A 25,828-nucleotide genomic window follows, 5' to 3' on the forward strand; every position below is an offset into this window, starting at 1 on the left:
GCAGCTTCGCCCAGACCCGGGCGGCGGTCCACTCGGTGAAGCGCCGGTGCGCGGTCGGCCCCGACGGGCCGAAGACCGGCGGCAGCTGCCGCCACGTGCACCCTGTCGTGGCCACGAAGATGATCGCGGCCAGCACCTCGCGATCCCCGTACCGGCGTCGACCGCCGCCCTGCGGCCGCGCTGGAGCAGGCGGGACCACCCGCTCGAACAGCTCCCACAACTCGTCCGGCACCATGCGCTCGACCATCACCACACGAGCAGACTACCCAGTACTCCAAATGAGACGACGTCTTAGAGCTTCACTCCTCGTTGATCTCCCATCCTTCGCCTTGCTTGTCACCGTCCGGAAGGGCCTTCACCTCGTCCTCATGAGCTCCGTCTCGCCCCCGCATGACGCCAGTGGTTCAAGCGGCTTGACCGAAGACGAAGGGAGCCTTCCTGCTCACGGAGCTTGCCGCTTGGCCGCCAGCTGCTTCGTCATCTCAGGGATCTGCCGACCTACTGAGGCAACCGGCATGGCGGGCCCTGTGGGCCGCTGCCGCGGAGCTGCGGCCGCCCAGACATATTCAGGCTCTGTTCTGCTTGGGTCGCGTATTGATCGCTTCCTCGTGCCGGGCCCAGAAGGCGATCAAACTTCCGTTGCAGGGACGAGGAAGGCGCGCACGCACTCCGGCATGAGGTCGGGAATGTCGAGGGTCTCCCACTGAAGGACGGGAATCCTACTTGTCAGGCGGCACAACATGTCCCGGATCATGAGCAGTTCGGCGGACACCTGTGCATGGTCGGCCGGGCTGCGCCGTCCCAGTTTGAGTGCCGTGATGAGAAACATCCGCGCTGGCATGAGCGAAGCACGGCACCAGGCCAGTACCGACGGGCCGACCTGTCGGGAGGCGACCTCGGTCTCGGCCGCTAGACAGAACTCGTGGGCCCAGTCGTGGATTTGGTCGACGCACTGCCAGGCGCGCCGCAGGAGCGGCAGCGGTGCCGAGACCACCACGGAACGCAGCCGGTCGCGCAGGTCCCCGTCAGGAAGCACGCCTTTAACGTCCTGCACGGCGGGGCCCTCGTCGTCCAGGTCCAAGTGCTCGATGAAGGAAGCGATCGGATTCGCGGCTTTGGCGGGAGACACGGCGCGGAAGAAATCTGCGATTCCCTGGTTGTGGACCGCGCTCGCGCCGAGCCGGATCACCTCCACGGCCATCATCAGCAGGTCGGCGGCTTGCGCTGGCTCCGGCGCAACAGATCCGTGGTCCAGCTTGGCGAGGTCCGGTGTGGCCAGGTCCATGCCCAGGTCCCGGATCGCCTCGTCAAGTCGGCGGATGCGGGCGGGCACCAGCGTCCCGGAGTAGCCGGCCGAGGCAATGCCCTGTGCGATGGCCTCGGCTTGCTGCTGCGGGTCGTCGACCCCGGTGAACGCGTCAGAGTACTCCGCCTTCGAGGCGATGCGGTCGATGGCCGCGAGGAACGGGGCGCGTACGGTGGCTTCCGGCACGGGCATGCAATCCGCGAACGCCAGCAGAGCCAGGTCGTCCGGCCGCCCGCCGGGCTTGGCGTGCTGGGCCAGCCAGAGCACCATCTCCTTCGCGCCTTCGGCCGGCCGGGAGGTGGTGCCGCGGCCCCGGCCGAGACTGCGCACGTCGTGGGCCGCCGCATAGTCAACCAGCTCTTGGTCCGCGGGGCTAGGTGCATCAGGCAGGGACACCGCCCCACGGTAGCCCCCACGGGGCGGCCGCAATTACAGATTTACAGCCTGCCCACCTTCGTTGGAGCCCGAGCCGAAGTGGGCGCTTTCCTGGGCACTGGCACCAGGCAGCGGGCCCGGTCGCCGAAGGTTCATGGAGGTGCTCTGTGGTGGTCACCACCCCCTCGCTCGTCTCGCTTGCCGGCCAGGTGGCCGCCCGCGGCGGGTTTTGGTTCGGCCTCGCCGTCCTGGGACTGAGTTGCTTGCCACGACTTGCGCTGGCGCTCACGCACGTGCTGACCGTCGTGGTCGCCCTGTACCACCGGAGCAGCGGCCGTCGGCGCGAGGCCCGGGAAATCCTCCTCCGGCGCCCACTCATGCGGCCACCAGAATCCCCGGCACGGCGCCGTAGAGGTGGCCGCGGTACCTGAACCTGAGCAAGCCCCTTCCGCCGAGCACGCGGGGCTCCCGTCATGGGGCTTTCCGCCCGGGCGCCCAGGGGCTGTCTGGTGGTGGAAGCCGCGGTCTCCAGGCCGAGGTGCTCGGCGCCGTAGAAGCGGTAGCGGGCAAGAGTCGATAGTGCGCCGGTGCTCGGGCTCGGCATGAATGTCGTAGCGGGTGAAGTTGCCTGCCACGCAGATCAGCCGTGGCGCTCCACACGACCTGGTTCGCGACGGCACGTCCGAGCCGCTCGCGGACCAGCCGGTGGAAGACGTCTCTGTGGTCCAGGAGCCAGGACATGTAGCGGAGGCCCTGGTTGATCACGCCTTCTCTGAACTCACGCGGTCTCTTTCCGGATGTGCATCAGTCACCCGCTGGCCCCGGCCCTGCCACTCTTCCAGCGGGAGGATCTCTAGGCTTCAGCACCCTGCGAAATCCGGGGCCCATGTCAGGAGAATCCCGCTGGCCTCAGCGAGTGACGTCCACCTGGGGTCGGTTGGCTGCTTCTCCAGCACCAAGACGGGACGTATTCGACCGTATGTCCTTGCCAGTTGGAGCTGATGGGCGTAATCGAGAACCTGTCCGATCCCCAGTCGAATCTGCTGATCCTCACTTGCGCCAGTCAAGCTCTTTACCTCGGCGATGAAGACGTCATCATTGCGCGACCATCCCGCGTCGAATCGAGGAGCGTTGCGAGCGTGCGCGCGGAGTTCGATGTGCTGGCGGGACAGGTGCTCGATGAGTGCCGCGATCGTCGACTCGTGTGCCTCAGTGCCCTTGTCGAGGTGGGCAAGGTCGAGGGTCAGCGCACCAGAATCGTGGTGCCCGACCGCGCGTCGCTGAAGCGGGCCGCCCAAGATCCCATCCCCAGCCTGCGGCAGGACGAGGACGTGATCGTCTGTGCCTCGTGCCCTCTGTAGCTCTCGGCAACGCGCGGGGTGGCCGCCGATCAGGTCTGCGAAGCCATCCCCATCCACGACGCATACGTGGTATCCCCGGTCGCGTTCCCATGCGGCGCGCACGAGCTTCTTGCTGTACTCGCGGTGAGCGTCGGTCACGGCCTGGCTAGCGAGATCGCCGTGCACGAAGACTGTGATCTTGCGGGAAAAGTCGGGCTTCCAGCTCGCGCCGAGCTGTCGGGCAATGCCCGCGCAGTCCTTTCGGATTACCCATTCGCCATCTATGAGTACTTTGCCCGTGAAACAGAGCGTCTGCCCGCTGAGCGAGTAGACCCAGCCATCACAGAGCTTTCCGTCCATGAGACCCCCCTCTATGTCCTCGCGTGTATCTTGCCGCACTGCCATCAGGCCCCGCTTGGGCGATAGACAGCCATCATGAGGACGGCGCCACGTCCGGAGTGCGTTCCCCTGGGGGACCAGGTCAACCGCCTTCGTGGCACGGGCAATGCCAACTGCCCGTATCGCGCTCAACCCCGCGAGCCCCGCTGGCCTCCCGTGCGCCCCCGCCGACCGCGGCCATACCCTCGATGCACGAACACCAGGCCGGCGTAACGTCGGTCGCGCCGCCACGGCGCTGCACAGCCTCAGGCCCGACACCGTTCCCCTGCCCTATCTGGCAAGAGCCGAGACGACACATTTGAGGTTCCGGGATTATCTCTGACGGGGGCGCGGAATTGTTCTCAGGGGAGTTCTTGCGGGCCGTTGAGACGGTGACAATGTGCCGCGTGGAATTTCTACTATCTGGTCACCATCAGAATAGGGCTGGCCCCTGTAGTCACCGGAGCGACCGTGAACCACCTCTCGCGCCCTCTAACCGACACGCCGGACGGCAGCCTTGACGACACAGCCGAGGCGGAGCCTCCATCGACGGCGACCGCCAGCGTCGCCCCGGAACGGCCCTGCGCGGCCGGGGGTTTGCGGGTGCTCGTGGAGTACGTCGTTGTCGACGGCGAGGACGCTCAGGCGCTGGCCCAGCGCCAAGATGCCGCGATCCGCGAGGTGCTGACGTGGCTCTACGCCCGCCACAGCGCCACACCGGAAGGCGGCCAGGCCGAAACCGGCCAGCCCTGAGCCTTCCCGCACATAACCATGGGAGAGGGACACCACATGCCCGTCACCCCACCAGCCCCCCGGTCGCCCTGGGGACCTCCCGTTCCCGGCCGCCCCTGGGCCACCGACTGCATCCCGGACGCCGCAGCGCCTCCAGTGACCGTCCCGGTGGCCTGGCTCGGCCGGACCTCCACGGAGGACACCCAGGACCCCACGCTGTCGCTGCCCCGGCAGCTGCGCAACGCCAGAGCCGCCCTGCCTCCCGGCTGGGTGATCGTCGCCCACTTCTACGACGTCGAGTCCGGCCGCAAGGAACTGCACGAGCGAGGCAACTCCCTGGCCCACCAGAACTTCAAGATCCCCATCCCCCGCGACGGCAGCGTCACCGACCTCCTCGAAGAAGCCCAGCGCCCCAACCGCCGCTTCGCTGCCGTCATCTGCGAGTCGATCGAACGCGTCGCCCGCCGCACCTACTTCGGCACGAAGATCGAGTACCAGCTGGAGCAAGCTGGAGTCGCCCTGTGCGCCGCCGACGAGCCGATCGTCACCGGCCCAAGGGTCAAGCTCGCCACACCGACCCTCACCCGGCGCATCAAGCAGGCCGTCTCCGAGTGGTACGTGCTCCAAATGCTCGAGCTGTCCTGGGACGGCTTCATCGAGCACATCTCCCAGGGCTGGAACGTGGGGAAGCCTCCCTACGGCTACCTGGCAGAGAAGGTGCCTCACCCCGTTCCGGCTCGCCGAGCTGAGGGCCGTACCAAGCACAGGCTCATCCCCGACCCGACGCGAGCCTCAGCGGTCACCTATATCTTCCAGCTTCGCGGCCTGGAGAAGCTCGGCTACGACGCCATCGCCGACCGTCTGAATCTGGACCTAGCGGCTTACCCGCCTCCGGAGCCGACCCGCCCCGATGTTGCCCTGGGGCGCTGGAGCGGTTCCGCCGTGCGAGAGATCCTGCGCAATCCCAAGTACACGGGCTACCAGGTCTGGAACCGGCGCGCGATGAAGAAGGGCGGCCGCTACAACGACCCGAAGGACTGGGTTTGGTCGCCCCGGCCCGTCCATGAGCCTCTTATCACCAAGGAACTGTTCGACGCCGTCTCCACCGTGGGCCGCAAACGCCAGGGATCCCGCACCACCCACGGAGCCAACGCGCACCCGGCCACCAAGCGCTCCTACGTCCTGCGGTCGTACGTCTACTGCGACATCTGTGACCGCCGTATGTTCGGCAAGACCCGCCACCAGATCTCCTACTACGCCTGCCAGCCCGACCCCAACGAACATCGTGATCAGCCGTGGTTTCCTGATCACCCCAAGAGCTTGTGGATCCGCGAGCAGATCCTGATCACCCCTATCTCCCGCTTCTTCGCCACCAGGATCTTCCGACCCAATCGGCGTTGCCATCTCACAGCCGCACTGGAAGCCGCGCGGTCCGCGGATGGCGCCGGCGACCGCATCGCCAAGGAGCGGGCCACACTGGAGCGCACTATCGGCCAGCGCCAGGCCCGTCTCATCCGCACCCTCCCTGACGGCCTCGGCGGCGACGAGGCCAACGATCCCCACCTGGATCAGGAGAAGCAGTTGCGTGACGCCATCCACCGGGAGCACGCCCCGCTGGGCGCCCAGCGTGAACAGCTCACCGAGCAGCTGGCTCACCTGCGAGCGCCGAAGCAGGCTGTGAGCGCCGCCGACAACGCGGCTGTACCGGATGTGCTCCCGCACCTCGATGTGGATCTCGCCCTGGTCCCGGAGGAGATCCAACGCCAGCTCTACAGCGCCTTCGGGCTGGAGGTCCGCTACAGCCGGCCCCACGAAGAGCTGACCCTGCGGGTGACGATCCCGGACTACCTGCTTGACGGACTGATGTTGGCCGCCCACGAGCTGGAGCCATGAAGCAGAAATCGGGCACCCTCAACGTATTTCCGTTCCCGAAGCACGGAGCGGCAGCTACAGACGAGCACGTCCGTACCGTCTGACCGTGATGGCGCCGACGGCCACACCGCCAGCCCTGCCGAGAACCAGTCGCGCTAACAAGATCGAGGCCATCGGGATCGGTGGGGATGCTGGCCAGTGTCTACAAGGCTCTCCTGCGACGCCCTGGTCAAACTGGGTTCCGGATCGCGATTCGCGCTGAAGCCGGGGTGCTACTGCCGAAGGAGCGCGGAACATAGCCGCAGATCGCCGGTTGGCCAAACCGGGGATTCTCCGCACCATTAATGGTCCACCGCCACGTCCTGGCCCCCACGTCGAGAGGCACCGCAACGACGACAGCCCACGACTCCAAATTTTCACGACCAGCCGAGCCGGCTACACCCCGGTGTAGCTGAGGCGGAACAGGTCCTGGGCACGCTCCAGGTCCCGCTCCGTACGAAGCTGCACCTCAAGGTCGCCTGTGCCATGGTGGCCGAGTACCGTCACGTCCCGGGTGAAGCCGGGAACGAGGTCGACCTCCTGCGGATCGGCCTTGAGGTAGACGAGCAGCTTGGCCTGCTGCGGCGGACAGACACACGCGAAGTTCCGCAGCCGCTGGTAGGCGCAGTAAGTCTTGCGCTGAACCCGGGTGATGCCGTCCCCTAGGCCGAGCAGGACCTCCTCGACCGCTGCGGCCAGCTCCTTCATTGCACTGTCTCGCCTTCGGCCGCTCGCCATCGCGGACGCGCGTCGACAGGCCGCGCTGGTGGCAGGCGCATGCCCGGTGACTGAGGCCACGGTCTCAAGGCCAATGTGCTCATTGCCGAAAAAGCGGTAGCGAACCAGATCGATGCTGCGCCGGTGCTCGCGCACGGCATGCACGTCATAGCGGGTGAAGCCGCCAGCCACGCAGATTAGCCTGGGCGCGCTCCACAGCACCTGGGCCGCGACCGCAGCCCCGAGTCGGTCGCGGACCACGTGCCGGAACTCCGCCCGGTGATCCATCAACCAGGACAGGTAGAAGAGTCCCTGGTTGATGACGCCTGCATCAGTGCCGCGCTTGTACTCGACGATCACGGGCGCCCCGTTCTCGTCGATGCCGAGCGAATCGATCCGGCCGCCGTGGATTGGACCGGTGCTGTACTCGCTCGCCAGGAACCGGACCCCGAGCAGCTTCTCCATGTTGCCCTCGACGATGCTCTGCACATCGGCCTCGGCATCAGCAAGACGCGGCATGAGCTCTGTCACGCCGCCTTTCGTGTTGTAGAGCTTCAGGTCCGCCACCGCCCCTTCGTGCAGCCAGTGTGGCCCACACTCAACCACCGGAGCCGCCGAATATATTTCCGGGCACTTCGCGGCCTAGGCCCGCGGATCTCCGAGATCCCCACAACGATACAAACGGCTCAGAGTAGGACATATAAAAATCGCGGGACATGCGCGGGACCGAACAGCTAATACATAGTCAGATAGGCTGTTGACCAGCGAAAACGTCTGGGAACTGTCCGGCCTCCGGAGCCGTGTGCGCAGGTTCGAATCCTGCCGGGGGCACCCAGCATGAGGTGCCCAAAGACCCCGTCACCAGCGGAAACGCTGAGTGCGGGGTCTTCGCGTTCGTGCAGGCGTGCGCCGCCGGGCGCCTACGCCTTCTGAATATCCCGCCCCACGAGTCCGTCATCGATAGCGCGCAGCCTCGCGCGCCAGTCCCGGGCGGCCTTGGAGTTGCGGCCCATACCGCGCGCCGCAGCCTCCTGAGCGCGCTGGGTGGCGAAAGCTCTGCGCTCGCCAGTTGCTCGACCGTGAGGCCGGCGAGATCGGCGTACCAGTTGTCGTAGAGCTTCCAGCGACTCATGAGTTCAGGGTGCCGCCAACCGCCGCATAGCCGCGCACCCTTTATCGTCGCCTGCCGTGGCGTCCGCCCGTCCTCGGCACCGCTTGCAGCATGACGACCAGATCGGTGCCGGAGGGCTGCGTCTTGGCCCCGTCCGGCCGGCGGAAGTCGCGTGAACAGGAAAGAGCCTGGTCACCCTTGAGTCGCACCAGGGACTCCGGCCGGACCCGCGAGCGTACGTCCACTGGTGGGTGAGCAGCCGCCGTCATCTCGTGCCATGGAGCCGACGCGCACGCGTGCCGGGCGTGGTGTAGAGGATGGCGTCGACAGCGCGGTGCGTCTCGATTACCCGCAGTCGCACTCACGCGACAGGTCTCGATCTTGTGCCGGGGGAGTCAGGGTATGGATGAAGCCACGCCGCGTGGCGTTGGAGGCTGTGCGCTCTTCGGTGTTGCGGTGACCGCGGCCCTCCTCACCACCGTGTGGTGGGGGCTCACCGCGCTGGTGTCCGAGAACTTCGGGGGCGACTGCCTGTTCTACTTCGGAGCGGCCGGACCGCGGGCGGAGCGCTGTTATGTCGTCAACGACCGGGCGGAGGCATGGCTCCCGCGGCTGGTGTCCGCCGCGTGGACCAGTGCGGTGCTGGTGCTCTGCCTGCCGCGCCGTTTTTCTCAGGGACGGCGCGTCGCCGCCGGGGTCACCGTCGCCTGCCTGGTCGTCGCCGTGGTGCTCGGGGGGCATGCCCTGGCCGTCTCCGGCCCTTGAAGGGCTGCCTTGTTGCCGGGCGTTGGCGACACGGCTGACCGTGCAACCGTCGGGCGCCCCTTGATCGTCCCTGGCCCCGGGGTACCGCCACAGTGAGCCCGGCACGGGCGCAGTCCGGCGGGAGGGGCCGCAGAGAGGGCCTGCCCGCGGAAAGGAGCATCCGGTGTCGGCTTTCGTCGGGGGCAGTGAGGCGGGCCGCGTCGGGCGTGTCCGAAGAAGTGCGGTCGAGCGCACGCGGAGGTCATGAGCATGCTGGCGTTTTTCGGCGTACCGTTGATCAGCTTCTTCCTGTTCGGGGCCGGATTCGTTCCGTATCGGATGTGGAGCGTCGGACGTCGTCCCTCCGCGCCGGCCCGTTGGGCTGTGATCGGGGCGTTCACGGCGGTGGTCGGGTACGCGGGGGCCGTGGTGTACGGGCTGGCCTTCACGGATCCCGCGGCGGTGTGCGGCCAAAGGACCCTTGACGACGACTTCCCGCTCGTGCGCGTGACCGTCGACGCCTTCCCGCCCGACGTCGCCTGCCACTGGACCGACTCGGGGAGCTACGGGCCGTCGCACCCCGCCGCCCTGGGGACGTGGGTGATGTGGGCAGGCCTCGGGGTTTTCATCGTGGCCCTCTCGGTCCTGCTGGTCGGGCGGACGTCGCGGGCCGCCGGCTGGGCGCGGGCCGGTGCGATCGGGTCGTTTGTGCTCGCCGCCATGGTCTGGGTCTTCGGTGTGGATCCTCAGCTGGAACTGTCGCGGACCGAACTGCGCGACGAGTGCCTGCACTGGAGAACGGTCCCGCCGGACACCAAGCTGATGCGGATCGAAATCCGTGACATCGAAAGGACCGTTTTTCCGCCGGCCGTCACCTGCACGTACGGCGACGTCGAGGTCGAGGCCGATCTTCTCGCGACCGAGCGGGCTTATCTGCTCCTGTGCGGCGCGGCGTTCGTCGTCTTCTCGGCGATCGGGCTGTCCCAGGTCGCGCGGGCGAGCCGCCCTCGGTCCGACGTGAGGTGAAGGACGGTCCTGGGGCAGGGCCGGGGCTTACGTCGCCGGCAGGGGTCATGGGGCCGGTTTCCTCGGGTGGTCGCCGGCGTCCCACCGGCGTCCCCGGCGTCCTCCGTCTCGGCTTCACGTTTCGGCTTCGCGCCGCCAGGTTCTGGCCAGAGGTTCATTCAGTAGCGTAGGGGATTCTGAGACGCGCCGTCCCGGTTCATATCGATATGACCATAAGACGGGTGTTATTTAGTCATGCACTCACATACGCGGCGCACCGTGCTAGGTGCCTCGATCGTGGCCGTCGGCTCGGGAGCCCTGGCCTCCTGTTCTCGTCCCGGCTCGCAAACCGGCGCTGACCTCCCGTCAGCCACTGGGGCGCAGCCGGAGTCCGGGCTCCGCCCGGCGGCGGGGTCGCGTACCGAGGCCGGTCGGGAGACGGCAGGCGGCTGGTCCGGACACAGAGGCGCCTTCGTCCCCAAGGGGCCCAAGGGGTACGTGAACCCGTCGGATCCCGAGGTCGAGGCCGCCGAGAAGGCACGTGGTTCCGGGCCGCTCCGCAAGTTCCGGATGGTCGCCATGGAGACCAAGCTGGACCTGGGAGGACCGACCGTCAGGTCATGGGCGTACGGGGACACCCTGCCCGGCAAGGAAGTGCGGGTCACGGCGGGCGACATCCTCCAGATCACGCTCGCCAACCATCTGCCGGAGTCGACGACCCTGCACTCGCACGGTGTCCGTCTGCGCTGCGACATGGACGGCGTGCCCGGCCTGACCCAGTACTCCATCCGGCCCGGCGCGGACTTCACCTACCGCTTCGCCGTCGCCCACCCGGGCACGTACTGGCTGCACTCCCACTCCGGGATGCAGCTCGACCGCGGTCTGTACGCCCCGCTGATCGTCGAGGACCCCAAGGAGCCGCTGTCCTACGACAAGGAGTGGGTCGTCGTCCTGGACGACTGGCTCGACGGCGTGCGGGGCTCCACCCCTGACGGCGTGCTCGACGAGTTGCGCAAGGGCAAGAAGGCGCCGATGGACATGGGGGAGGACCTCGGCCACGAGCACTCCGGCCACGGCGGGTCCGGCGGCGGGCACGGGTCGGGATCCGGCAGACACGGCCCCTCCCGCGTCCTGCACGGCTCACGCAGCAGGATGCTGCGCAGCGAGGGCGGCCACGTCGACTATCCGTACTACCTGGTCAACGGCCGTCTGCCACACGCGCCTTCGGTCTTCCGGGCCCGTCCCGGGGACCGGATCCGGCTGCGAATCATCAACGCCGGAGGCGACACGGCCTTCCGGGTCGCCCTGGGCGGCCACGAGATGACCGTGACGCACACCGACGGCTACCCGGTCGAGCACCGGAGGACGGACGCGCTGCTGCTGGGCATGTCCGAACGTTACGACGTGCTGGTCACCGCCAAGGACGGGGTGTTCCCGCTGGTCGCGCTCGCCGAGGGCAAGAAGGCGAGGGCCCTGGGGATCCTGCGCACCGGCAGCGGGAGGCTGCCACGGCCCTCCGTGCATCCGGACGAGCTCGACGGGCGGGTCGTGCCGGCCAGGCGGCTCGTGCCGCACGAGTCCGTCGCCCTCTGCGACCGCGAGCCGGACCGAGAGATGCGCTTCAGACTGACCGGCAACATGCACCAGTTCAACTGGAGCTTCGACCGTCAGCCCTACTCCATCGAGCAGCGCCATCCGGTCCGTGAGGGGGAACGGGTCCGGCTGACCTTCATCAACGCCACCGACATGTGGCACCCCATGCACCTGCACGGCCACACCTTCGCCATGACCGGCATCGACGCGGTCGGTGCCCGCAAGGACACCGCCCTGGTGCTGCCGCACCGCAAGCTCGTGGTCGACTTCAACGCCGACAACCCGGGGCTGTGGATGGTGCACTGCCACAACCAGTACCACTCCGAGTCCGGCATGATGAGCATCCTCGGTTACCGGAAGTGACGGACGGGGTGCCGGCATCGGGCGTGGGAGCGGTCGCGGTCGCGGTCCCGGTCCGGGTTGTGGGGTCAGTGCGGCGCCCGGGCCTGTGCCTGGGGCCGTGCCGGCGCCGGTGCCGTGCTGGCGCGGACCCGTAGTTCCGCGGGGACGACCGTCAGCGGCGCCGGGGGCGTCGTGGGGGTGTCGATGCGGTCGAGGAGGACGCGCAGGGCCCTGATGCCGATGTCGGAGAAGTCCGTCCGGACCGTGGTCAGGGGCGGGAGGAAGTGGGCGGCCTCCGGGATGTCGTCGTAGCCGACCACGCTGACGTCCTCCGGGACGCGTCGGCCGGCCTCGTGCAGGGCGCGCAGGACGCCCAGGGCCATCTGGTCGTTCGACACGAAGACGGCGGTGACCTCGGGGTTCTTCGCCAGTTCGCGGCCAAGGTCGTAGCCGGAGTCGGCGCTCCAGTCTCCCCGGAGCGGGGTGGCGACAGGGGCGCCGGCCGCCTTCAGGGTGGCCCGCCAGCTGTCCGCCCGGCGCTCCGCCGACGTCCATCCGGACGGGCCCGCCACATGCCGGACGGTGGGGTGGCCGAGGGCGAGGAGGTGTTCGGTGGCCTTGCGGGCGCCGCCGCGGGCGTCCGAGGTGACCACGGGGGTGCCGTCGCCGAGGTCGTTGTCCAGGACGACCAGCGGGGTGTCCAGGCGGGCCTCCGCGAGGGCCCTGGCCACCCACAGCTGCGGGGCGATCGCGATCACGCCGTCCGCGCCCTCCGCCGACAGCCGGTCCGCGGCCCGGACGACCGTGTCGCGGTCGGCCGTGTCCAGGGCGATCGAGCTGATCAGATAGCCGGCCTCCTGCGCCGCCGTGTTGATCGCGGTCAGGGTGGAGGCCGGGCCGAAGCGGGCCGCGTCGAACGAGATCACGCCGAGCATCCGGGTCCGCCCGCTGGCCAGCGAGCGTGCACTGCGGCTGGGGCGGTAGCCGAGGGTGCGCATCGCGGTGAGGACCGCCTCGCGGGTCTCGGGGCGGACGGCGGGGTGGTCGTTCAGCACCCGGGAGACCGTCTGCTTCGACACACCGGCCAGCTTCGCCACGTCGTCCATCACGGGACGCGCGCCCGCGAAGTTGCGCCGGCTGCGTCCCCTGGTCGCCGGGCCGTCGGCGGCGCTTGGCGTGGTCATGGTGGGTGTTCGCTCTTCTTTCCTCGGCCTGCTCCGGTCGTCCGGCGTGGTTCCGGGGGCCGCTGGCCGCCCCGGTCCCGGCGGATCCACAGGATAGGCCGGGATGGGGCGGGGCGGGCTGGGCGGGCTGGGCGGGCGGAGGTCAGTGATGGCGGTGGGGGTGTGGTGGGTGGTGGGTGCGGTGGGGGGGTGGTGGGGGCGTCAGTGGTTTTCGGGGCCGAGGTCGGGGGTGTCGATGAGCCGGGCGCGGGTGCCGGTGGTGGCGTGCAGCTCCAACAGGACCAGTTCGTTGGCGCCCTCGCGGAGGACCGGGCCGGGGACGTACAGGGTGTGCTGCGGGCCCCTGCTCCAGTAGCGGCCGAGGTGGAAGCCGTTGACCCACGCCTGCCCCTTCGTCCACCCCGGCAGGGCCAGGAACGTGTCGGCCGGGGTGTCCACGTCGAACGTCCCCTGGTGGAAGGCGGGCACGGCGTCCGTGTCCGCGTCCGACGGCACGAACGGCAGCCCGTCCAGGTCTCCCAGCGGGACGGGTCGGCACTCCCAGCCGCGCAGGGCCGCACCCTGGAAGGACACCGGTCCGAGCAGGCCCTTGGGGGCGCCGATGCGCGGCCCGTAGTTGACCCCGCCCTGGTTCTCCACGAGGACCTCGAGGACGGCGCCGGGCTGCGGCACCCGTACCGGCAGTGTCTCGTCGTGGCGTTCGCGCTCCAGTACGCCGACGGAGGCGCCGTTCACGAAGACCTGCGCCCGGTCCCCCACCCCGCCCGCGAAGTGCAACAGGCCGTCGCCCGCGCCCGGAACGGTCGTGCGGTAGAGCACGTACCCGCTGCGCACCCCGAGTTCGTCCATGGTCACCGGGTCCTCGGTGCGTACGGCCGCGTCCAGCGTGCGGAGGTACGGCAGGAGGGGAGCCCGGCGGTCCAGGTCGACGGTCGTGACCGGGAGTTTGGGGCCCGGGGCCGGGACCGGCTCGTCGGGGACCGGTGCGTGGCGGGCGATGACGTCGCGGAAGGCGTGGTACTTGGGGCCGGGGTCGCCGCTCTCGGTGAGCGGGGCGTCGTAGTCGTACGACGTGACGGTGGGGGCGTAGGTGTGGTGGTGGTTGGCGCCGTTGGTGAAGCCGAAGTTGGTGCCGCCGTGGAACATGTAGATGTTGACGGAGGCGCCCGCCGACAGCAGACGGTCGAGGTCGGCCGCCGTGTCCTCCGCCGACCGCGTGTGGTGCGGGCCGCCCCAGTGGTCGAACCATCCGATCCAGAACTCCGCGCACATCAGCGGCCCTTCGGGCCGGTGGGCGCGCAGTGCGGCCAGGTGGTCGTCGATTCGGCTGCCGAAGGTGCCGGTGGTGAGCGTGCCGGGGGGACTGCCCGCGGTGAGGTGCTTGGCGTTGGCCTGGTCGCAGGTGAACAGCAGTTCCTCCACTCCGCGGGAGCGAAGGGCCCGCTCGACGTGCTCCAGGTAGGCGGTGTCGTCGCCGTACGCGCCGTACTCGTTCTCCACCTGTACGGCGATCACCGGGCCGCCGTTGGCGGCGAGGTGCGGGAGGAGCGGGGGGAGGAGGCGGTCGAGGTAGCGGTCGAGGGCGTCGGTGAAGCGGGGGTCGCTGGTGCGGAGGCGGATGTCGTGGTCTGCGACGAGCCAAGCGGGCAGGCCGCCGCCGTCCCACTCGGCGCAGATGTAGGGCCCCGGCCGCAGGAGGACGTGCAGGCCTTCCGCCTGCGCCAGCCGCAGGAAGCGGGGCAGGTCGAGCAGGCCGTCGAGGACCAGGGGGCTGTCGGGTTCGGGCTGGTGGAGGTTCCAGGGGATGTAGGTCTCGACGGTGTTGAGGCCCATCAGGCGGGCTTTGCGGAGGCGGTCGGGCCATTGGGCGGGGTGGACGCGGAAGTAGTGCAGGGCGCCGGAGATGATCCTGAACGGTCGGCCGTGGAGGAGGAAGCCGGTGGGGGTGGTGGTCAGGGCTGGCATGGAGGTCGGGTCCCTTCTGTGGTGGGCGTGTTCGCGTGTTCTCGTGACGGGTGCGGGGTGATCGGTTCGCCGTCGGGGGTTCCTCGCTTCTCGCCCGTGGGTGGGTCGCGGTCGTGACGGGGCGATCGGCTCGCCGTCGGTGAACGTCTCGCTTCTCGCCGGTGGGTGGGTCGGGGTCGCGGTCGTGACGGGGCGATCGGCTCGCCGTCGGTGAACGTCTCGCTTCTCGCCGGTGGGTGGGTCGGGGTCGTGGCGGTGCGGCGAGCCCGTCGCCGGTTGGGCATACGGCCGCCTGCTGGTACCAGCGGACACCTTGGCTGTGCAGCGCTACGCGACGGGCTGCGCCGCACCGCCACGACCCGCTCCGGTGCGTTGTTGGCGGGTGCGGGAGCGTGCCGGGTGCGCTGCGGTTCCGTGGATCGGCCCGGTCCGTTGGTGGGTTCGGGAGCGTGCCGGGTGCGCTGCGGTCCCGTGGATCGGCCCGGTCCGTTGGTGGGTTCGGGAGCGTGCCGGGTGCGCTGCGGTTCCGTGGTTCGGGCCGGTGCGAGGGCGGGTGTGGGTGGGTTGGGCTTCTGTCAGGTGGCTGTCTGGCGGGTCGTTCGGATCAGCCAGGTGGTCGCTGCCAGGCAGACGGCGGAGACGGCGGCCAGGAGAAGGGGTACGGCGCGGATGCCGGACCACTCGATGACCTTGCCGAGGGCCGGGCCGGCGGCCACGCCGCCCACCATCGACGCGGCGATGACCACCGCGCCGGCCCGTCGGGCCCGGGGAGCCAGACGGTGCAGCCAGGGCAGGCCGGTGGGGAAGATGGGCGCGATGAACAGGCCGACGCCGGCGTAGGCGTACGGCGCGAGGGCGGGTACGGCGGCCAGCAGCAGGCAGGCGGTCATGCCGGCGCAGGAGACGGTGATGATGGCCGGGGCCGAGAAGCGCAGGGCGAGCGGGGCCACCAGGAAGCGGCCGACGGTCATCATCAGCCAGTAGACGGAGGTGGCGGTGGCGGCGATGCCGGCGCCGTAGCCGACGGTCTCCAGGTGGGTCGGTTCCCAGCCGCCGACGCCGGCCTCGATGCCGACGTGCAGGACGTAGAGGGTGACGAAGACGGTCAGGACGGAGGTCAGGCTGCGGCCCAGCGCGCCTGTTGTGGCGGCGGTCTGGGGGGTCGTCGGCTGCGGGGCGCGGTCGCGCACACCCTTCAGGCACAGGAGGAGCGGCAGGTTGGCCAGGGCGAAGCCGAGGAAGATCGCCGGGTAGTGGTCGGCGCCGGCCGCCCCGATCAGGGCGGGGCCGAGGATCGCGCCGACGCCGAAGTGGGCGTTGAGGATGTTCAGCAGTGCGGCGGAACGGTGGCCGAAGCCGACGGCGAAGAGCTGGTTGAGGCCGTAGTCGATGCCGCCGAAGCCGAGGCCGGCGAGGAGGGCGGCGGCCAGTGCGGCGGGCCAGTTCGGTGCCAGCGCGAAGCCTGCTGCGCCGAGGGCCATCAGCAGGTACGAGGTGCCGAGGATCCGGCGGTTGCCGGTGCGGCCGTACAGCCGGTCGAAGAGGAGGACGCCGGCGACGCCGCCGATGAAGTGGGCGCTCAGGGCGAGGCCGGCGGCCGAGGGTGAGAGGGCGAACTCCTCCCGCAGGGCCGGGATCGCCGGTCCGTACAGGGCCTGGAGAGCGCCGATCAGGACGAAGCCGACGCAGGACGCGACCACGGCGGTGGGGGTGAAGACGGGGGCCGGGGCGGGTGGGAGGGGGGCGCGGCGCGCCGTGCGGTGGTCGGTCACGCGGGCTCCAAGGGACGGCCCACTGCGGCGTGGGCGGCCAGTAACTCCGACGAGCGTCGATGTTACCGGTAACATCAGTGGCGTCAAGCAGTCCCTGCGGACGCGACGAGGACACCGCCGTCTCGACCGTGGGGCACGGCCGAGACGGCGGCGAGGGCTCCGGCAACGGGTGCGGTACGTGGGTCTCACGACCCGCAAGAAGGTCGAGCGGTCAGCTACGGTGGGCCGCGTGCCGCACGAACGCGCTCCACTCCGCAGGGCGGAAGGCCAGTTGGGCGCGGGCGGGGGCCTTGGAGTCGCGGATGTGGATGGTGCCGGGCGTGATGGCGGCCTCCAGGCATTCGCCGCCCTCGTTGCCGCTGTAGCTGCTCTTGAACCAGGCGCGGGGGACGGACTCAGCGGTACTCATCGCTCTCCCAGCAAGCTCTCGATCAGGGCAAGGGACTCCTGCATCGTAAGCGCCTGTGCTCTGATGCTCCCGTACCGTGCGGCGAGCATCCGCACCTCCTCCGGCTCCGTGATGAGGTTGCTGTTGCTCTGCGTCTCCGTGTATCCGACCTGCGGCTTCCCTTTGGGTGCCAGCAGCACGAACGGCCCGCCCATTCCGGCGTGTTCACTGCACACCGAAGGCATCACCTGAAGCTCCACATTGGGCAACCGCCCGAGCTTGAGCAGATGCCGCAACTGTTCCTGGTGAATGTCCCAGCCGCCGAGAGGACGGCGCAGCACCACCTCCTCGATCACTGCCGTCACCACCGGAAGGGGCCGGCGAGTCAGGATGTCCTGCCGGTCCACCCGAGATGCCACGCGCTGCTCGACGGTGTCCGGGTCCAGCACCGGTTTGCGCATCACGTACAGCGCACGGGTCCGCCGCTCGGTCTGCAAGAGACCGGGCACATCATGGTTGTTGTAGAAGTTGATCTCGACCGCGCTCTTCTCCAGCCGCGCATAGTCCTTGAACCATGCCGGATGCCGGACCCGAGCCTTCGACTTGGCCCGCTCCACGTCCTCGGCCAGCGCCTTCAGCAGCCCGCCCGCGTCGAGGAGTTCGTCCACGGCCTGGAGGAACTCACGCTGTGGCGTGCGTACGCCCCTCTCCAGCGCGGAGATCAGATCCGGGCCGTACCCCAGCCGGTCCCCGACGTCCCGCTGCATGAGCCCGGCCCGCTCCCGCAGCAGCCTCAGCTGCTTACCGACCGCGCGGTTCAGGTCGTTCAGCTGCTCGACCTCGTCGTAGGCCTCTTCCGTCTCCGTACCGTCCACCCGCCCCGACACGGTCATCCGCGGCCCTCACTCTCCGTCCGAAGCATCCACACGCCGAAAGCAGAGTAGAACCGCTCGAACACGCTCCGTGACGAGAGTCGGGAAATCTCCACCTTGGAGTGGAGGCCGGCGCGGACGCGGTCCCACGGTGAGCGCAGAAAGGTCGGGAGCCTTGACTGTGTCGCGTCGGCCACGGCTTGGTTGCGACAAGGGCGTTGTGGGGTGGGGGAGTTGAGGGGTGCGGGAGCATGGCGGGTATGGGACGGGACCGGTATGTCGACTTTCTTCGGGCGTGGGCCATCCTGCTGGTCTTGCTCGGGCACTGGCTCATCACCGGTCTGGTGCGGCATCCGGACGGGGCGATCGAGGCGCCGGAGCTGCTGGCGACGGTGCCCTGGACGCAGTGGCTGACGCTGGGGTTCCAGATCATGCCGCTGTTCTTCCTCGCCGGGGGGTACGCGGCGGGCGGGTCCTGGACGCGGGCGCGGGAGGCGGGCGGGACGGCCGCCGGGTGGGTGGGGCAGCGGGCGGTACGGCTGCTGTTGCCGGCGGGCGTCTACAGCGGGCTCGTACTGGTGGCCGTCGGGGTGTCCTCGGCTGTCGGCGTGGATCCGTCCACGCTGGCGCTGGTGGGGTGGGCCATGGCCATGCAGTTCTGGTTCCTGCCGGTGTACCTGCTGCTCAGCGCGCTGACTCCGGCCCTGCACGCCCTGCACCGGCGGTGGGGGCTGCTCGTTCCGACGGGGTGGGGCTGCCTCGCCCTCCTCGTCGGGGTCCTGGACCTCTCGGCGGGTCTGCCGTACGTCGGAGGGCTCAACTACGTGCTCGTGTGGGGCGTCGTCTACCAGTTCGGCTTCTGCTGGCGGGACGGTCTGGTGGGGGGCAGAAGGACACTGCCGGCCGCTCTGGCCGTGGGGGGTGGGGTGGGGTTCGCCGCGCTCGTCGGGGCCGGGCCGTTTCCGGTCAGTCTGATCCTGGTGACGGGGCAGGATCCCAGCAACACCGACCCGCCCTCGGCGGCCATGCTGGCGTGGGCCCTATCCCAGGTCGGGCTGTGCCTGCTCGTGGCCCCCGTGGTGCGGCGGATGCTGGAGCGGGAGCGGGTGTGGTGGGCGGTGCGCGGGACGGGGGCCGTCAGCATGACCCTGTACCTGTGGCACATGCTGCCGGTGCTGGTGGTCGCCGCCGCCTTCTATCTGACCGGGCTCGCCCCTCAGCCCGACTTCGGCTCACCGGCGTGGTGGGCGTGGCGGGTGCCGTGGCTGGTGGTGCTCGGGGGCGTCCTGCTGGGGGTCGTACGGGTGCTGCTGCCCCTTGAGCGTCGGCTGGCCTCGCTGGACGTGGGCGTCCGTCCCGACGCCGGGCCGCGGGAAGCCTGGCGGATGTGGGCCGGCCTGGGTCTGAGCGTCTGGGCGCTGGCGTACTTCGCCGGGCACGGGTTCGCGTACGGGGGGAGGTTCCCGGTGTGGGCCGCGCTGGGGCTGGGGGTGGGGACGGTGCTGGTCGCACTCCCCCGCCGGGCGCCTCGGCGGCCGGCCGGGGAACCCGCGGCGGGAGCGCAGGCGCGGGCCTCCGGGGCCCTGGAGGAAGCCGTCTGACCCGGGGCTCGCGGCGGGTCCGCGGGGCCGGGTCGGTCACGCCGTGCGTTTCCGGGCTGCCGTCTTCTTTGCGGGCGTCTTCTTCGCCGCCGTCTTCTTGGCGGTGCTCTTCGCCGTGCTCTTCGACGCCGCCGCCTTCTTCGCGCCCTGCGCCGACTTCGCCGTCGACTTCCTCGCCGTGCCGGAGGCGGCCGTCTTCTTCGCCGTCGACGTCGACTTCTTCCCGCCCGTCCGCTTCGGCGCCGTGCGGGCCGACTTCCGCTGCGGCAGGTCTCTGACCTCGGACTTCTCCGGTTCCGCCGGTTCCGCCGGTGCCTCGCCGCGCGACTCCCTCGCCGCGCGCACGCTCTTCTCCAGGGCGGCCATCAGGTCGAGCACCTTGCCGCCGGCCGCGGGGGCGGGAGCCTCCGGCGGGATCTCGCCGGCCGCCTTCGCGGCGACGACCTCCTCGAGGGCCTCACGGTACTCATCGTGGAGGTCCTCCATGTCGACCTCGCCGAGGGTGTCCATCAGGGCGTCCGCGAGGTCGAGCTCCTTGTCGCGGACGGTGACGGAGGTGTCCGGGGCGACGCCCTCCGGGGCGCGGACCTCGTCGGGCCAGAGCAGGCCGTGCATGGCGATCGCGTCGCCCACCACGCGGAGCATGCCGAGGCGTTCGCGGCCGCGCAGCGCGTACTTCGCGATGGCGACCTTGTTGCTGCGTTTGAGTGCCTCCCGCAGCAGGGTGTACGGCTTGGCGGCCGGGGCGCCGCCCGCCTGGAGGTAGTAAGCGGCGTCCATCTGGAGCGGGTCGATCCGTTCGGCCGGCACGAAGGCGACGATCTCGATGGTCTTCGCGGTCGGGATCGGCAGGTGGGACAGGTCCTCGTCGGTGATCGGGATGATCGTGCCGTCGGCGTCCTCGTACCCCTTGCCGATCTCCCCCTGCGTCACCTCGCGGTCCTCCAGCTCGCACACCTTGCGGTAGCGGATGCGGCCGCCGTCCTCGGTGTGGATCTGTCGGAAGGAGATCGAGTGGCTCTCGGTGGCGTTCACCAGCTTGATCGGGATGCTGACGAGGCCGAAGGAGATGGCGCCGTTCCAGATGGATCGCACGTGCAGCACCTTTCGGGGCGTGAGCTGACAAAAGCGACGTAGGTAAATAATCTTCGCGAATTATGTGATTCTCATCGTATGACGCCGATTACAGAGGTGGAGGGGCGACGGCTCGCGCTGAGCAATCTGGAGAAGGTGCTGTATCCGGCGACCGGCTTCACCAAGGGCGAGGTGCTGCACTACTACGCGACGGTCGCCGAGGCCCTGCTGCCCCATCTGCGGGACCGGCCGCTGTCCTTTCTGCGCTACCCGGACGGGCCCGGCGGGCAGCAGTTCTTCGCCAAGAACGTGCCCCCGGGCACCCCCGAGTGGGTCACCACCGCCGAGGTGCCGCGGGCGGAGGGGCCCGCCCGGATGGTGCTCGTCCAGGACCTCGCCAGCCTGATGTGGTCGGCGAACCTGGTCACCGAGTTCCATACGCCCCAGTGGGTGGTCCAGGACCCCGAGGAGGCCGACCGGATCGTCTTCGACCTCGACCCCGGCGCGCCCGCGACCGTCGTCGAGTGCTGCGAGGTCGCGCTGTGGCTGCGGGACCGGCTGGCGGCGGACGGGATCGAGGCGTACGCGAAGACGTCCGGGTCGAAGGGCCTGCACCTGCTGGCGGCGGTGCGGGGCTCGTCGTCCGAACAGGTCACGGACTACGCCAAGCGGCTCGCGGTGGAGGCGGAGCGGACGATGCCCCGGCTGGCCCTCCACCGGATGACGCGCAGTCTCCGCCCGGGCAAGGTCTTCGTCGACTGGAGCCAGAACGCGGCGCGCAAGACCACCGCCACGCCCTACACCCTGCGGGCGCGTCCGGAGCCCACCGTGTCGGCGCCCGTGACCTGGGAGGAGGTCGAGGAGTGCGGGACGCCGGAGCAACTGGAGTTCCGGGCGGAGGACGTCATGTCCCGGGTCCGGGACCACGGCGACCTGCTCGCCCCCTTGTTCGACACCGGGGGCGCCGGACGGCTGCCCTGAGCGGTGCAGGGGCGGGCGGCCGGCCCGGCCCCGGGCTCGCGCCCGGCCCTGCGCCCCGTGCCCGGCCCCGCGCCCCGTGCCGGGCCTCGGGCCTCCTGTTCCGGCCTCGGGTCCTCTGCCCTGTCTCACTCCCCCGGACCGCGACTCCGACCCAGCCCGAGACCCCCGTGTCCGGCCTCGCCCTCGCTGTTCGGCTCCGCGCCCCTGCCGGTCCGTGCCCCGGCCTGGACCGCGACTCCGCCCCGGCTCACGCCTCCGACGAGGCTTCACGTCCCACGTCCGGCCTCATGTCCCGTGTCCGGCCTCGCGCCTCCACCCCGTGTCCGGCCTCGCCCTCGCTGTTCGGCTCCGCGCCCCTGCCGGTCCGTGCCCCGGCCTGAACCGCGACTCCGCCCCGGCTCACGCCTCCGACGAGGCCTCACGTCCCACGTCCGGCCTCACATCCCACGTCCGGCCTCACGTCCCGTGTCCGGCCTCACGTCCCGTGTCCGGCCTCGCGCCTCCACCCCGTCTCCGCGCCCCCTGCCGGGCCCCGCGCACGTGAACCGTCCACAACGGGCCCCGAGATCGCGGCAGCCCCGAGGCGGTCACCGCCGACGGCCCGCACTGCGCCGGCTCAACCGCCGGAGGCCCACGTCCCCCTGTCCCGGGCCATCGCGTGCAGGCCCTCCACGTCCGCCGGCTTCAGGACCCCGCCCGTCCTGGCCAGCGCGGGCAGTTCCGTGTCGCGCAGGACGCGGACCTCGCGCGGGGGCGTGGCCATCCGTACGTCGGCCGGGCTCACCAGGGCGAGCACCGGGCGGACCTCGGCCGTCAGGGCGTGGGACGCCCGGTCGGCGTCGGCCCGGATGCGGCGCAGCAGCGGATACGGGTCGTGGCGGCCCAGGCCGACCGTCGGGTCGGCGACCAGGACCTTCTGCTTGCGCGCGTACAGGGCGTGGACGGCGAACAGGCCGCCGGGGCCGATGGCCAGGTGGTGGATGCGGTCGCCGCCGGGCAGCGGGACGGAGTGCAGGGTGTGCCAGCCGTAGCCGTCGAGCAGGTCCAGGGCCTCACCGACCGTCTGCTCGGCCTCGAGGGCGCGGCGGCGCGGGTCGGGACGCAGCCGGTGGGCGGGGCCGGGGTCGCGCTCCAGGGCGACCAGCAGGGCCTCGCCGGGTCGGTTGGGAGCCAGGTCGTCGTCCGGGTGGAGGGCGAGGCGGGCCAGCTCGGCGGGGGTGGGGACCGGGGGCGGGCCGACCGTGACCGGGCCGGTCAGGAAGGGGCCGAGCGCCTCCAGGACGTCCTCTTTGCGCTCGTCGGCGAGCACGTTGACCCGGCCGGCCTCGCGGTCGTACCAGGCGATGTTCCTGCCGTCCGTCAGGCAGACGTAGAGCCGCTCCTGGCCGTGTCGCCAGGTCGGTATGACGCGCAGTCCGCTCATGCACCATCACCCCATGACCATGGGAACAGGTGGGGTGCTCCAGGGGCAAGAAGGCGGCTACCGTGGGAGGAGTCGAGCAGGCCAGGGACGTGCGCGGTGGGGGTGGCGTCGTTGCGGACCCGCAGTGGACAATCCGGCGTACCGGCTCCGGACGCCGCGTGGAACGAGATCGTGCCCGGCCTGTGGATGGGCGGGCTCGAGTTCCGCGGCGGCGCCGGGCAGCGGGAGTACGCGGTGGTGCGGGGCGAGTTCGATCTCGTCCAGACCCTGTTGCGGCTGCCCGGGCACGGGCCGGACCGGGGCGTGCGGCACCAGGTGTGGCCGATCCCCGACGGCCCCCTGGACGGCACCCAGCTCGCCGGGGTGATGCGTCTGGCGCAGGCGGCGGGCGAGGCGCTGGACGAGGGGCTCACGGTCCTGGTCCGCTGCCGGCACGGCTACAACCGTTCGGGGCTGGTGGTCGCGCACGCGCTGGTGCGCCGGGGTCACGCGGCGGAGGACGCGATCCGGCTGATACGGTCGCGGCGCTCGCCCTGGGCCCTGCACAACGAGCTGTTCGTGGAGTACCTGCGGGCGGGCCTGTCGACGGCCCGGCTATTGGAGGAGCTGGCCGAGTAATCGTTTCTCCAGCCCGACCCCCTCCTGGTACGACCCCGCCCCTCCCCCACCGGTCCCCGCACCGCCCCACCGACCGGTCCCCGCACCTCCCGGTACGCAAATGGGACTTCCCCGCGAATAAGGTGTACGCGGCCGACCGCCGCCATGATCACAGGAGCCCCGTGTCCCCCAGCCGCCGCCTCCTCGCCGTCGCGTCCGTCGCCCTGCTGGCGTCGGCCGTCGCGGGCTGCGGCGACGCCGGCGGGCTGCGCGGCGCGGGAGCGACTCCCACCGCGATCAGCCCGGCCCGGCTCTGGCCGCAGCTGACACCGGCCTCCAGCCCGGCCTGGGACATCGAGGAGGCGGACACCGAGACGATCAAGGGCGTGGCGGTCCCCGGGGACGACATCCGCGAGGTCGACCCGACGGCGATCGTCCGCGCCGAGATCGACGCGAACCCCGACGACTACGAGGGGGACGAGGCGCCCTACCGCGACACCGCCCGCGGGATGGCCCACTGCGCCGAGGAGGGCACGGACGCCGCGGACGGCACCGGCGCACCCGACAGCCCGGGCGCCACGGACGGCACGGGCGCGCCCGACAGCCCGGGCGCCACAAACAGCGGCGGCGCCTCCGCGAGCCGGTGCCCCGTCCTGCAGCCCTACTACCGGGACCTCACCGGCGACGGGCGTGCCGACCTGACCCTGGGCTTCCGGATGCTGCCCGGCGACCTGACCGCCATCCGCGTCTACACCGTGGACCAGCACCGGCTGCTGCGGGTGATGGCCTGGGAGGACGCGGTGAGCGCGGTCGAGCTGGCCGGGCGGTCGGTGATCATCCGTTCGCCCTCCGACCTCGCCGAGTACGAGTACCGGCTCCAGTGGACCTGGGACCCCGAGCGGAAGGCGATGCTGCTCACCCACGACGAGATGCTGCGCTCCGACGGCCGCAGGCACGGCCCGGGCACCACGGGCGCTCCCGGGAACACCCCTGGGAAGCCCCTGCCGTCCTCCTCGGCGAGCGGACGATGAGACCCGCCCTCCCCCGGTGTGCCGGCACGCTGGCGGTGAAGGCGGCCGTGTTCATCACGGTGATGTGCTGCGCCCTCGCCGCCCTGCTCGGTGTGCTGGTGCACGTCCAGGTGACCGACCAGACCGTCGGCCAGGCCCGGGACCTCGCGCTGTCCCGGCTGACGGACGCGACGGAGGCGTACGAGGCCGGGAACCGGCTGATGCCGTGGGCCGGGGTGGACTCCGAGGGGCTGCCCGCGGCGCTGCGGGAGCTCGCGGCGGGCGGGGAGCGCGGCACGATGGTCGCCGACCACCGCGGGCGGCCCGTGATGTGGGCGGCGGGCCCGGCCGACGGCGGGCGGGTGCTGGCCGTGGCGGTCGACTACGGGCAGCAGGCGCGCACCATCGAGGCGCTGGACAGCGCGATCCTGTGGTCGTCGGTTCTGGCGATCGGCGCGACGCTGGTGGTCGGCGCGTTCGCGGTGACCCGGGTGACCCGGCGGCTGCACACCACGGCGCGGGTGGCCCGGCGGATCAGCGCCGGGGATCTGGACGCGCGGGTGGACGATCCGCGGACGAAGGAGCCGGCGCGCCTCCAGGACGAGGTGGCGGCGGTCGCGGCGGCCCTGGACACGATGGCGTCCTCGCTGCAGGGCAAGCTGCTGAGCGAGCAGCGCTTCACCGCCGACGTGGCGCACGAGCTGCGCACCCCGCTGACCGGGCTGCACGCCGCGGCCGAGTTGCTGCCGCCGGGCCGGCCGACGGAGCTGGTGCGCGACCGGGTGGCGGCGCTGCGCACCCTCACCGAGGACCTGCTGGAGATCTCCCGCCTGGACACCGGGCGGGAGCGGCTGGAGCTGGACAGCGAGGAGCTGGGCGCGCTGGCCGGGCGGGTGGTGCGGGCGGCGGGGACGGAGACGGAGGTCCGGGTCGTGCGGGACGCCCGTGTGGAGACGGACCGGCGGCGGCTGGAGCGGGTGCTGGGCAACCTCGTCTCCAACGCGCACCGGCACGGGCGGGCGCCGGTGGTGCTGACCGTGGACGGGCCGGTGGTGACCGTACGGGACCACGGGGACGGCTATCCGGGGTACCTCGTGGCGCACGGGCCGCAGCGGTTCCGCACCGAGGGCGGGTCGAAGGGGCACGGGCTCGGGCTGACGATCGCGGTCGGCCAGGCGGAGGTGCTCGGTGCGCGGCTGACGTTCGCCAACGCTCCGGACGGCGGCGCGGTGGCCACGCTGGCGCTGCCCGGGACGCCTCCCACCGGGGACGGTGTCCCCGACGGCGCAGTGTGACGGGCACCGGACGCCGGTCGCCCCTAATGTGGCGAACAGTCAGTTTCGTCCCCCCGCGTGGAGGTGGCCATGCGCCTGTGCCCCGACCTCGCCCGCCTCGCCATAACCGCTG

At 70.8% G+C, this 25,828-nt stretch carries 21 protein-coding genes; 10 read left to right on the plus strand and 11 right to left on the minus strand.

The genetic code is table 11. The features are described from left to right. From ACIHAR_RS34190 to ACIHAR_RS34200, 3 genes are all read right to left on the minus strand, one after another. Positions 1-247: transposase (locus tag ACIHAR_RS34190; protein WP_400023200.1), on the minus strand; the 247-nt coding region annotated here is incomplete at its 3' end. A 381-nt stretch (positions 248-628) separates the two neighbouring features. Continuing rightward, entirely contained in the window at positions 629-1,702 is a 1,074-nt protein-coding gene (locus ACIHAR_RS34195; protein WP_400023123.1) for a hypothetical protein, read from the minus strand. A gap of 839 nt (positions 1,703-2,541) precedes the next feature. Beyond that, positions 2,542-3,381 carry a hypothetical protein gene (locus ACIHAR_RS34200; protein ID WP_400023125.1) on the minus strand — a complete coding sequence of 280 codons (840 nt, stop codon included), beginning with the start codon at positions 3,379-3,381 and terminating at the stop codon, positions 2,542-2,544. A 489-nt stretch (positions 3,382-3,870) separates the two neighbouring features. Here ACIHAR_RS34200 and ACIHAR_RS34205 point away from each other — a divergent pair, with 489 nt between their 5' ends. Together ACIHAR_RS34205 and ACIHAR_RS34210 are read left to right on the plus strand one after the other, a co-directional pair. Continuing rightward, positions 3,871-4,152 carry a hypothetical protein gene (locus ACIHAR_RS34205; protein ID WP_400023126.1) on the plus strand — a complete coding sequence of 94 codons (282 nt, stop codon included), beginning with the start codon at positions 3,871-3,873 and terminating at the stop codon, positions 4,150-4,152. 135 nt (positions 4,153-4,287) lie between these two features. After that, positions 4,288-6,024 carry a recombinase family protein gene (locus tag ACIHAR_RS34210; RefSeq protein WP_400023127.1) on the plus strand — a complete coding sequence of 579 codons (1,737 nt, stop codon included), beginning with the start codon at positions 4,288-4,290 and terminating at the stop codon, positions 6,022-6,024. Between the two features lie 414 nt (positions 6,025-6,438). On the opposite strand, the gene ACIHAR_RS34215 is transcribed toward ACIHAR_RS34210, so the two are convergent. After that, positions 6,439-7,326, minus strand: a complete 888-nt coding sequence (locus ACIHAR_RS34215; RefSeq protein ID WP_400023129.1) for a DUF5655 domain-containing protein — start codon at positions 7,324-7,326, stop codon at positions 6,439-6,441. 1,000 nt (positions 7,327-8,326) lie between these two features. Here ACIHAR_RS34215 and ACIHAR_RS34220 point away from each other — a divergent pair. The 3 genes from ACIHAR_RS34220 (at position 8,327) to ACIHAR_RS34230 (ending at position 11,575) form a co-directional block, all read left to right on the plus strand. Next, complete coding sequence (locus tag ACIHAR_RS34220) at positions 8,327-8,635, plus strand: hypothetical protein (protein WP_400023131.1); 309 nt, start codon at positions 8,327-8,329, stop codon at positions 8,633-8,635. 249 nt (positions 8,636-8,884) lie between these two features. Then, the gene (locus tag ACIHAR_RS34225; protein ID WP_400023133.1) at positions 8,885-9,640 is read left to right on the plus strand and encodes a hypothetical protein; all 756 of its coding nucleotides are present in this window, start codon (positions 8,885-8,887) and stop codon (positions 9,638-9,640) included. 234 nt (positions 9,641-9,874) lie between these two features. Beyond that, a complete protein-coding gene (locus tag ACIHAR_RS34230) occupies positions 9,875-11,575 on the plus strand; it encodes a multicopper oxidase family protein (protein ID WP_365464163.1) in 1,701 nt (566 codons plus the stop codon). Positions 11,576-11,640: 65 nt separating this feature from the next. Here the strand turns inward: ACIHAR_RS34230 and ACIHAR_RS34235 are convergent, their stop codons facing one another. The 5 genes from ACIHAR_RS34235 to ACIHAR_RS34255 all read right to left on the minus strand — a co-directional run bounded on the left by ACIHAR_RS34235 (position 11,641) and on the right by ACIHAR_RS34255 (position 17,756). After that, the gene (locus ACIHAR_RS34235; protein ID WP_400023134.1) at positions 11,641-12,738 is read right to left on the minus strand and encodes a LacI family DNA-binding transcriptional regulator; all 1,098 of its coding nucleotides are present in this window, start codon (positions 12,736-12,738) and stop codon (positions 11,641-11,643) included. Between the two features lie 201 nt (positions 12,739-12,939). After that, complete coding sequence (locus ACIHAR_RS34240; protein ID WP_400023135.1) at positions 12,940-14,703, minus strand: beta-galactosidase; 1,764 nt, start codon at positions 14,701-14,703, stop codon at positions 12,940-12,942. A gap of 575 nt (positions 14,704-15,278) precedes the next feature. Continuing rightward, positions 15,279-16,475, minus strand: a complete 1,197-nt coding sequence (locus ACIHAR_RS34245; RefSeq protein WP_400023136.1) for an MFS transporter — start codon at positions 16,473-16,475, stop codon at positions 15,279-15,281. 211 nt (positions 16,476-16,686) lie between these two features. Then, entirely contained in the window at positions 16,687-16,884 is a 198-nt protein-coding gene (locus tag ACIHAR_RS34250; RefSeq protein WP_365464174.1) for a DUF397 domain-containing protein, read from the minus strand. Continuing rightward, positions 16,881-17,756, minus strand: coding sequence for a helix-turn-helix transcriptional regulator (locus ACIHAR_RS34255; protein WP_365464177.1), 876 nt, complete (start codon positions 17,754-17,756; stop codon positions 16,881-16,883). The genes ACIHAR_RS34250 and ACIHAR_RS34255 overlap by 4 nt, the downstream gene beginning before the upstream one ends. Before the next feature lie 239 nt (positions 17,757-17,995). On the opposite strand from ACIHAR_RS34255, the gene ACIHAR_RS34260 reads away from it, so the two are divergent. After that, positions 17,996-19,336, plus strand: coding sequence for an acyltransferase (locus ACIHAR_RS34260; RefSeq protein WP_400023137.1), 1,341 nt, complete (start codon positions 17,996-17,998; stop codon positions 19,334-19,336). A gap of 36 nt (positions 19,337-19,372) precedes the next feature. Here the strand turns inward: ACIHAR_RS34260 and ACIHAR_RS34265 are convergent, their stop codons facing one another. Continuing rightward, entirely contained in the window at positions 19,373-20,431 is a 1,059-nt protein-coding gene (locus ACIHAR_RS34265) for a Ku protein (protein ID WP_400023139.1), read from the minus strand. Between the two features lie 78 nt (positions 20,432-20,509). Between ACIHAR_RS34265 and ligD the strand changes: the two genes are divergently transcribed. Beyond that, positions 20,510-21,391, plus strand: coding sequence for a non-homologous end-joining DNA ligase (ligD, locus tag ACIHAR_RS34270; protein ID WP_400023140.1), 882 nt, complete (start codon positions 20,510-20,512; stop codon positions 21,389-21,391). A 616-nt stretch (positions 21,392-22,007) separates the two neighbouring features. On the opposite strand, the gene ACIHAR_RS34275 is transcribed toward ligD, so the two are convergent. Continuing rightward, positions 22,008-22,814 carry a nuclease-related domain-containing protein gene (locus ACIHAR_RS34275; RefSeq protein ID WP_365472050.1) on the minus strand — a complete coding sequence of 269 codons (807 nt, stop codon included), beginning with the start codon at positions 22,812-22,814 and terminating at the stop codon, positions 22,008-22,010. Between the two features lie 111 nt (positions 22,815-22,925). On the opposite strand from ACIHAR_RS34275, the gene ACIHAR_RS34280 reads away from it, so the two are divergent. The 3 genes from ACIHAR_RS34280 (at position 22,926) to ACIHAR_RS34290 (ending at position 25,716) form a co-directional block, all read left to right on the plus strand. Beyond that, positions 22,926-23,432 (plus strand): dual specificity protein phosphatase family protein, encoded by a 507-nt coding sequence (locus ACIHAR_RS34280; protein WP_365472102.1) that lies wholly within the window; start codon positions 22,926-22,928, stop codon positions 23,430-23,432. A 161-nt stretch (positions 23,433-23,593) separates the two neighbouring features. Beyond that, entirely contained in the window at positions 23,594-24,442 is an 849-nt protein-coding gene (locus ACIHAR_RS34285) for a hypothetical protein (protein WP_365472052.1), read from the plus strand. Further along, positions 24,439-25,716, plus strand: a complete 1,278-nt coding sequence (locus ACIHAR_RS34290; RefSeq protein WP_400023143.1) for an ATP-binding protein — start codon at positions 24,439-24,441, stop codon at positions 25,714-25,716. The genes ACIHAR_RS34285 and ACIHAR_RS34290 overlap by 4 nt, the downstream gene beginning before the upstream one ends. The last annotated feature ends 112 nt before the right edge of the window (positions 25,717-25,828 follow it).

The sequence above is a fragment of the Streptomyces sp. NPDC052016 genome, assembly GCF_044548445.1.
In the GTDB taxonomy this organism is placed as follows: Bacteria; Actinomycetota; Actinomycetes; order Streptomycetales; family Streptomycetaceae; genus Streptomyces.

Excerpts from the sequence above, each read along its gene's own strand:
- ACIHAR_RS34200 (WP_400023125.1), bottom strand. The coding sequence starts at position 3,381 with ATGGACGGAAAGCTCTGTGATGGCTGGGTCTACTCGCTCAGCGGGCAG.
- ACIHAR_RS34225 (WP_400023133.1), top strand. The coding sequence starts at position 8,885 with ATGCTGGCGTTTTTCGGCGTACCGTTGATCAGCTTCTTCCTGTTCGGG.
- ACIHAR_RS34230 (WP_365464163.1), top strand. The coding sequence starts at position 9,875 with ATGCACTCACATACGCGGCGCACCGTGCTAGGTGCCTCGATCGTGGCC.
- ACIHAR_RS34235 (WP_400023134.1), bottom strand. The coding sequence starts at position 12,738 with ATGACCACGCCAAGCGCCGCCGACGGCCCGGCGACCAGGGGACGCAGC.
- ACIHAR_RS34240 (WP_400023135.1), bottom strand. The coding sequence starts at position 14,703 with ATGCCAGCCCTGACCACCACCCCCACCGGCTTCCTCCTCCACGGCCGA.
- ACIHAR_RS34250 (WP_365464174.1), bottom strand. The coding sequence starts at position 16,884 with ATGAGTACCGCTGAGTCCGTCCCCCGCGCCTGGTTCAAGAGCAGCTAC.
- ACIHAR_RS34255 (WP_365464177.1), bottom strand. The coding sequence starts at position 17,756 with ATGACCGTGTCGGGGCGGGTGGACGGTACGGAGACGGAAGAGGCCTAC.
- ACIHAR_RS34260 (WP_400023137.1), top strand. The coding sequence starts at position 17,996 with ATGGGACGGGACCGGTATGTCGACTTTCTTCGGGCGTGGGCCATCCTG.
- ligD (WP_400023140.1), top strand. The coding sequence starts at position 20,510 with ATGACGCCGATTACAGAGGTGGAGGGGCGACGGCTCGCGCTGAGCAAT.
- ACIHAR_RS34275 (WP_365472050.1), bottom strand. The coding sequence starts at position 22,814 with ATGAGCGGACTGCGCGTCATACCGACCTGGCGACACGGCCAGGAGCGG.
- ACIHAR_RS34290 (WP_400023143.1), top strand. The coding sequence starts at position 24,439 with ATGAGACCCGCCCTCCCCCGGTGTGCCGGCACGCTGGCGGTGAAGGCG.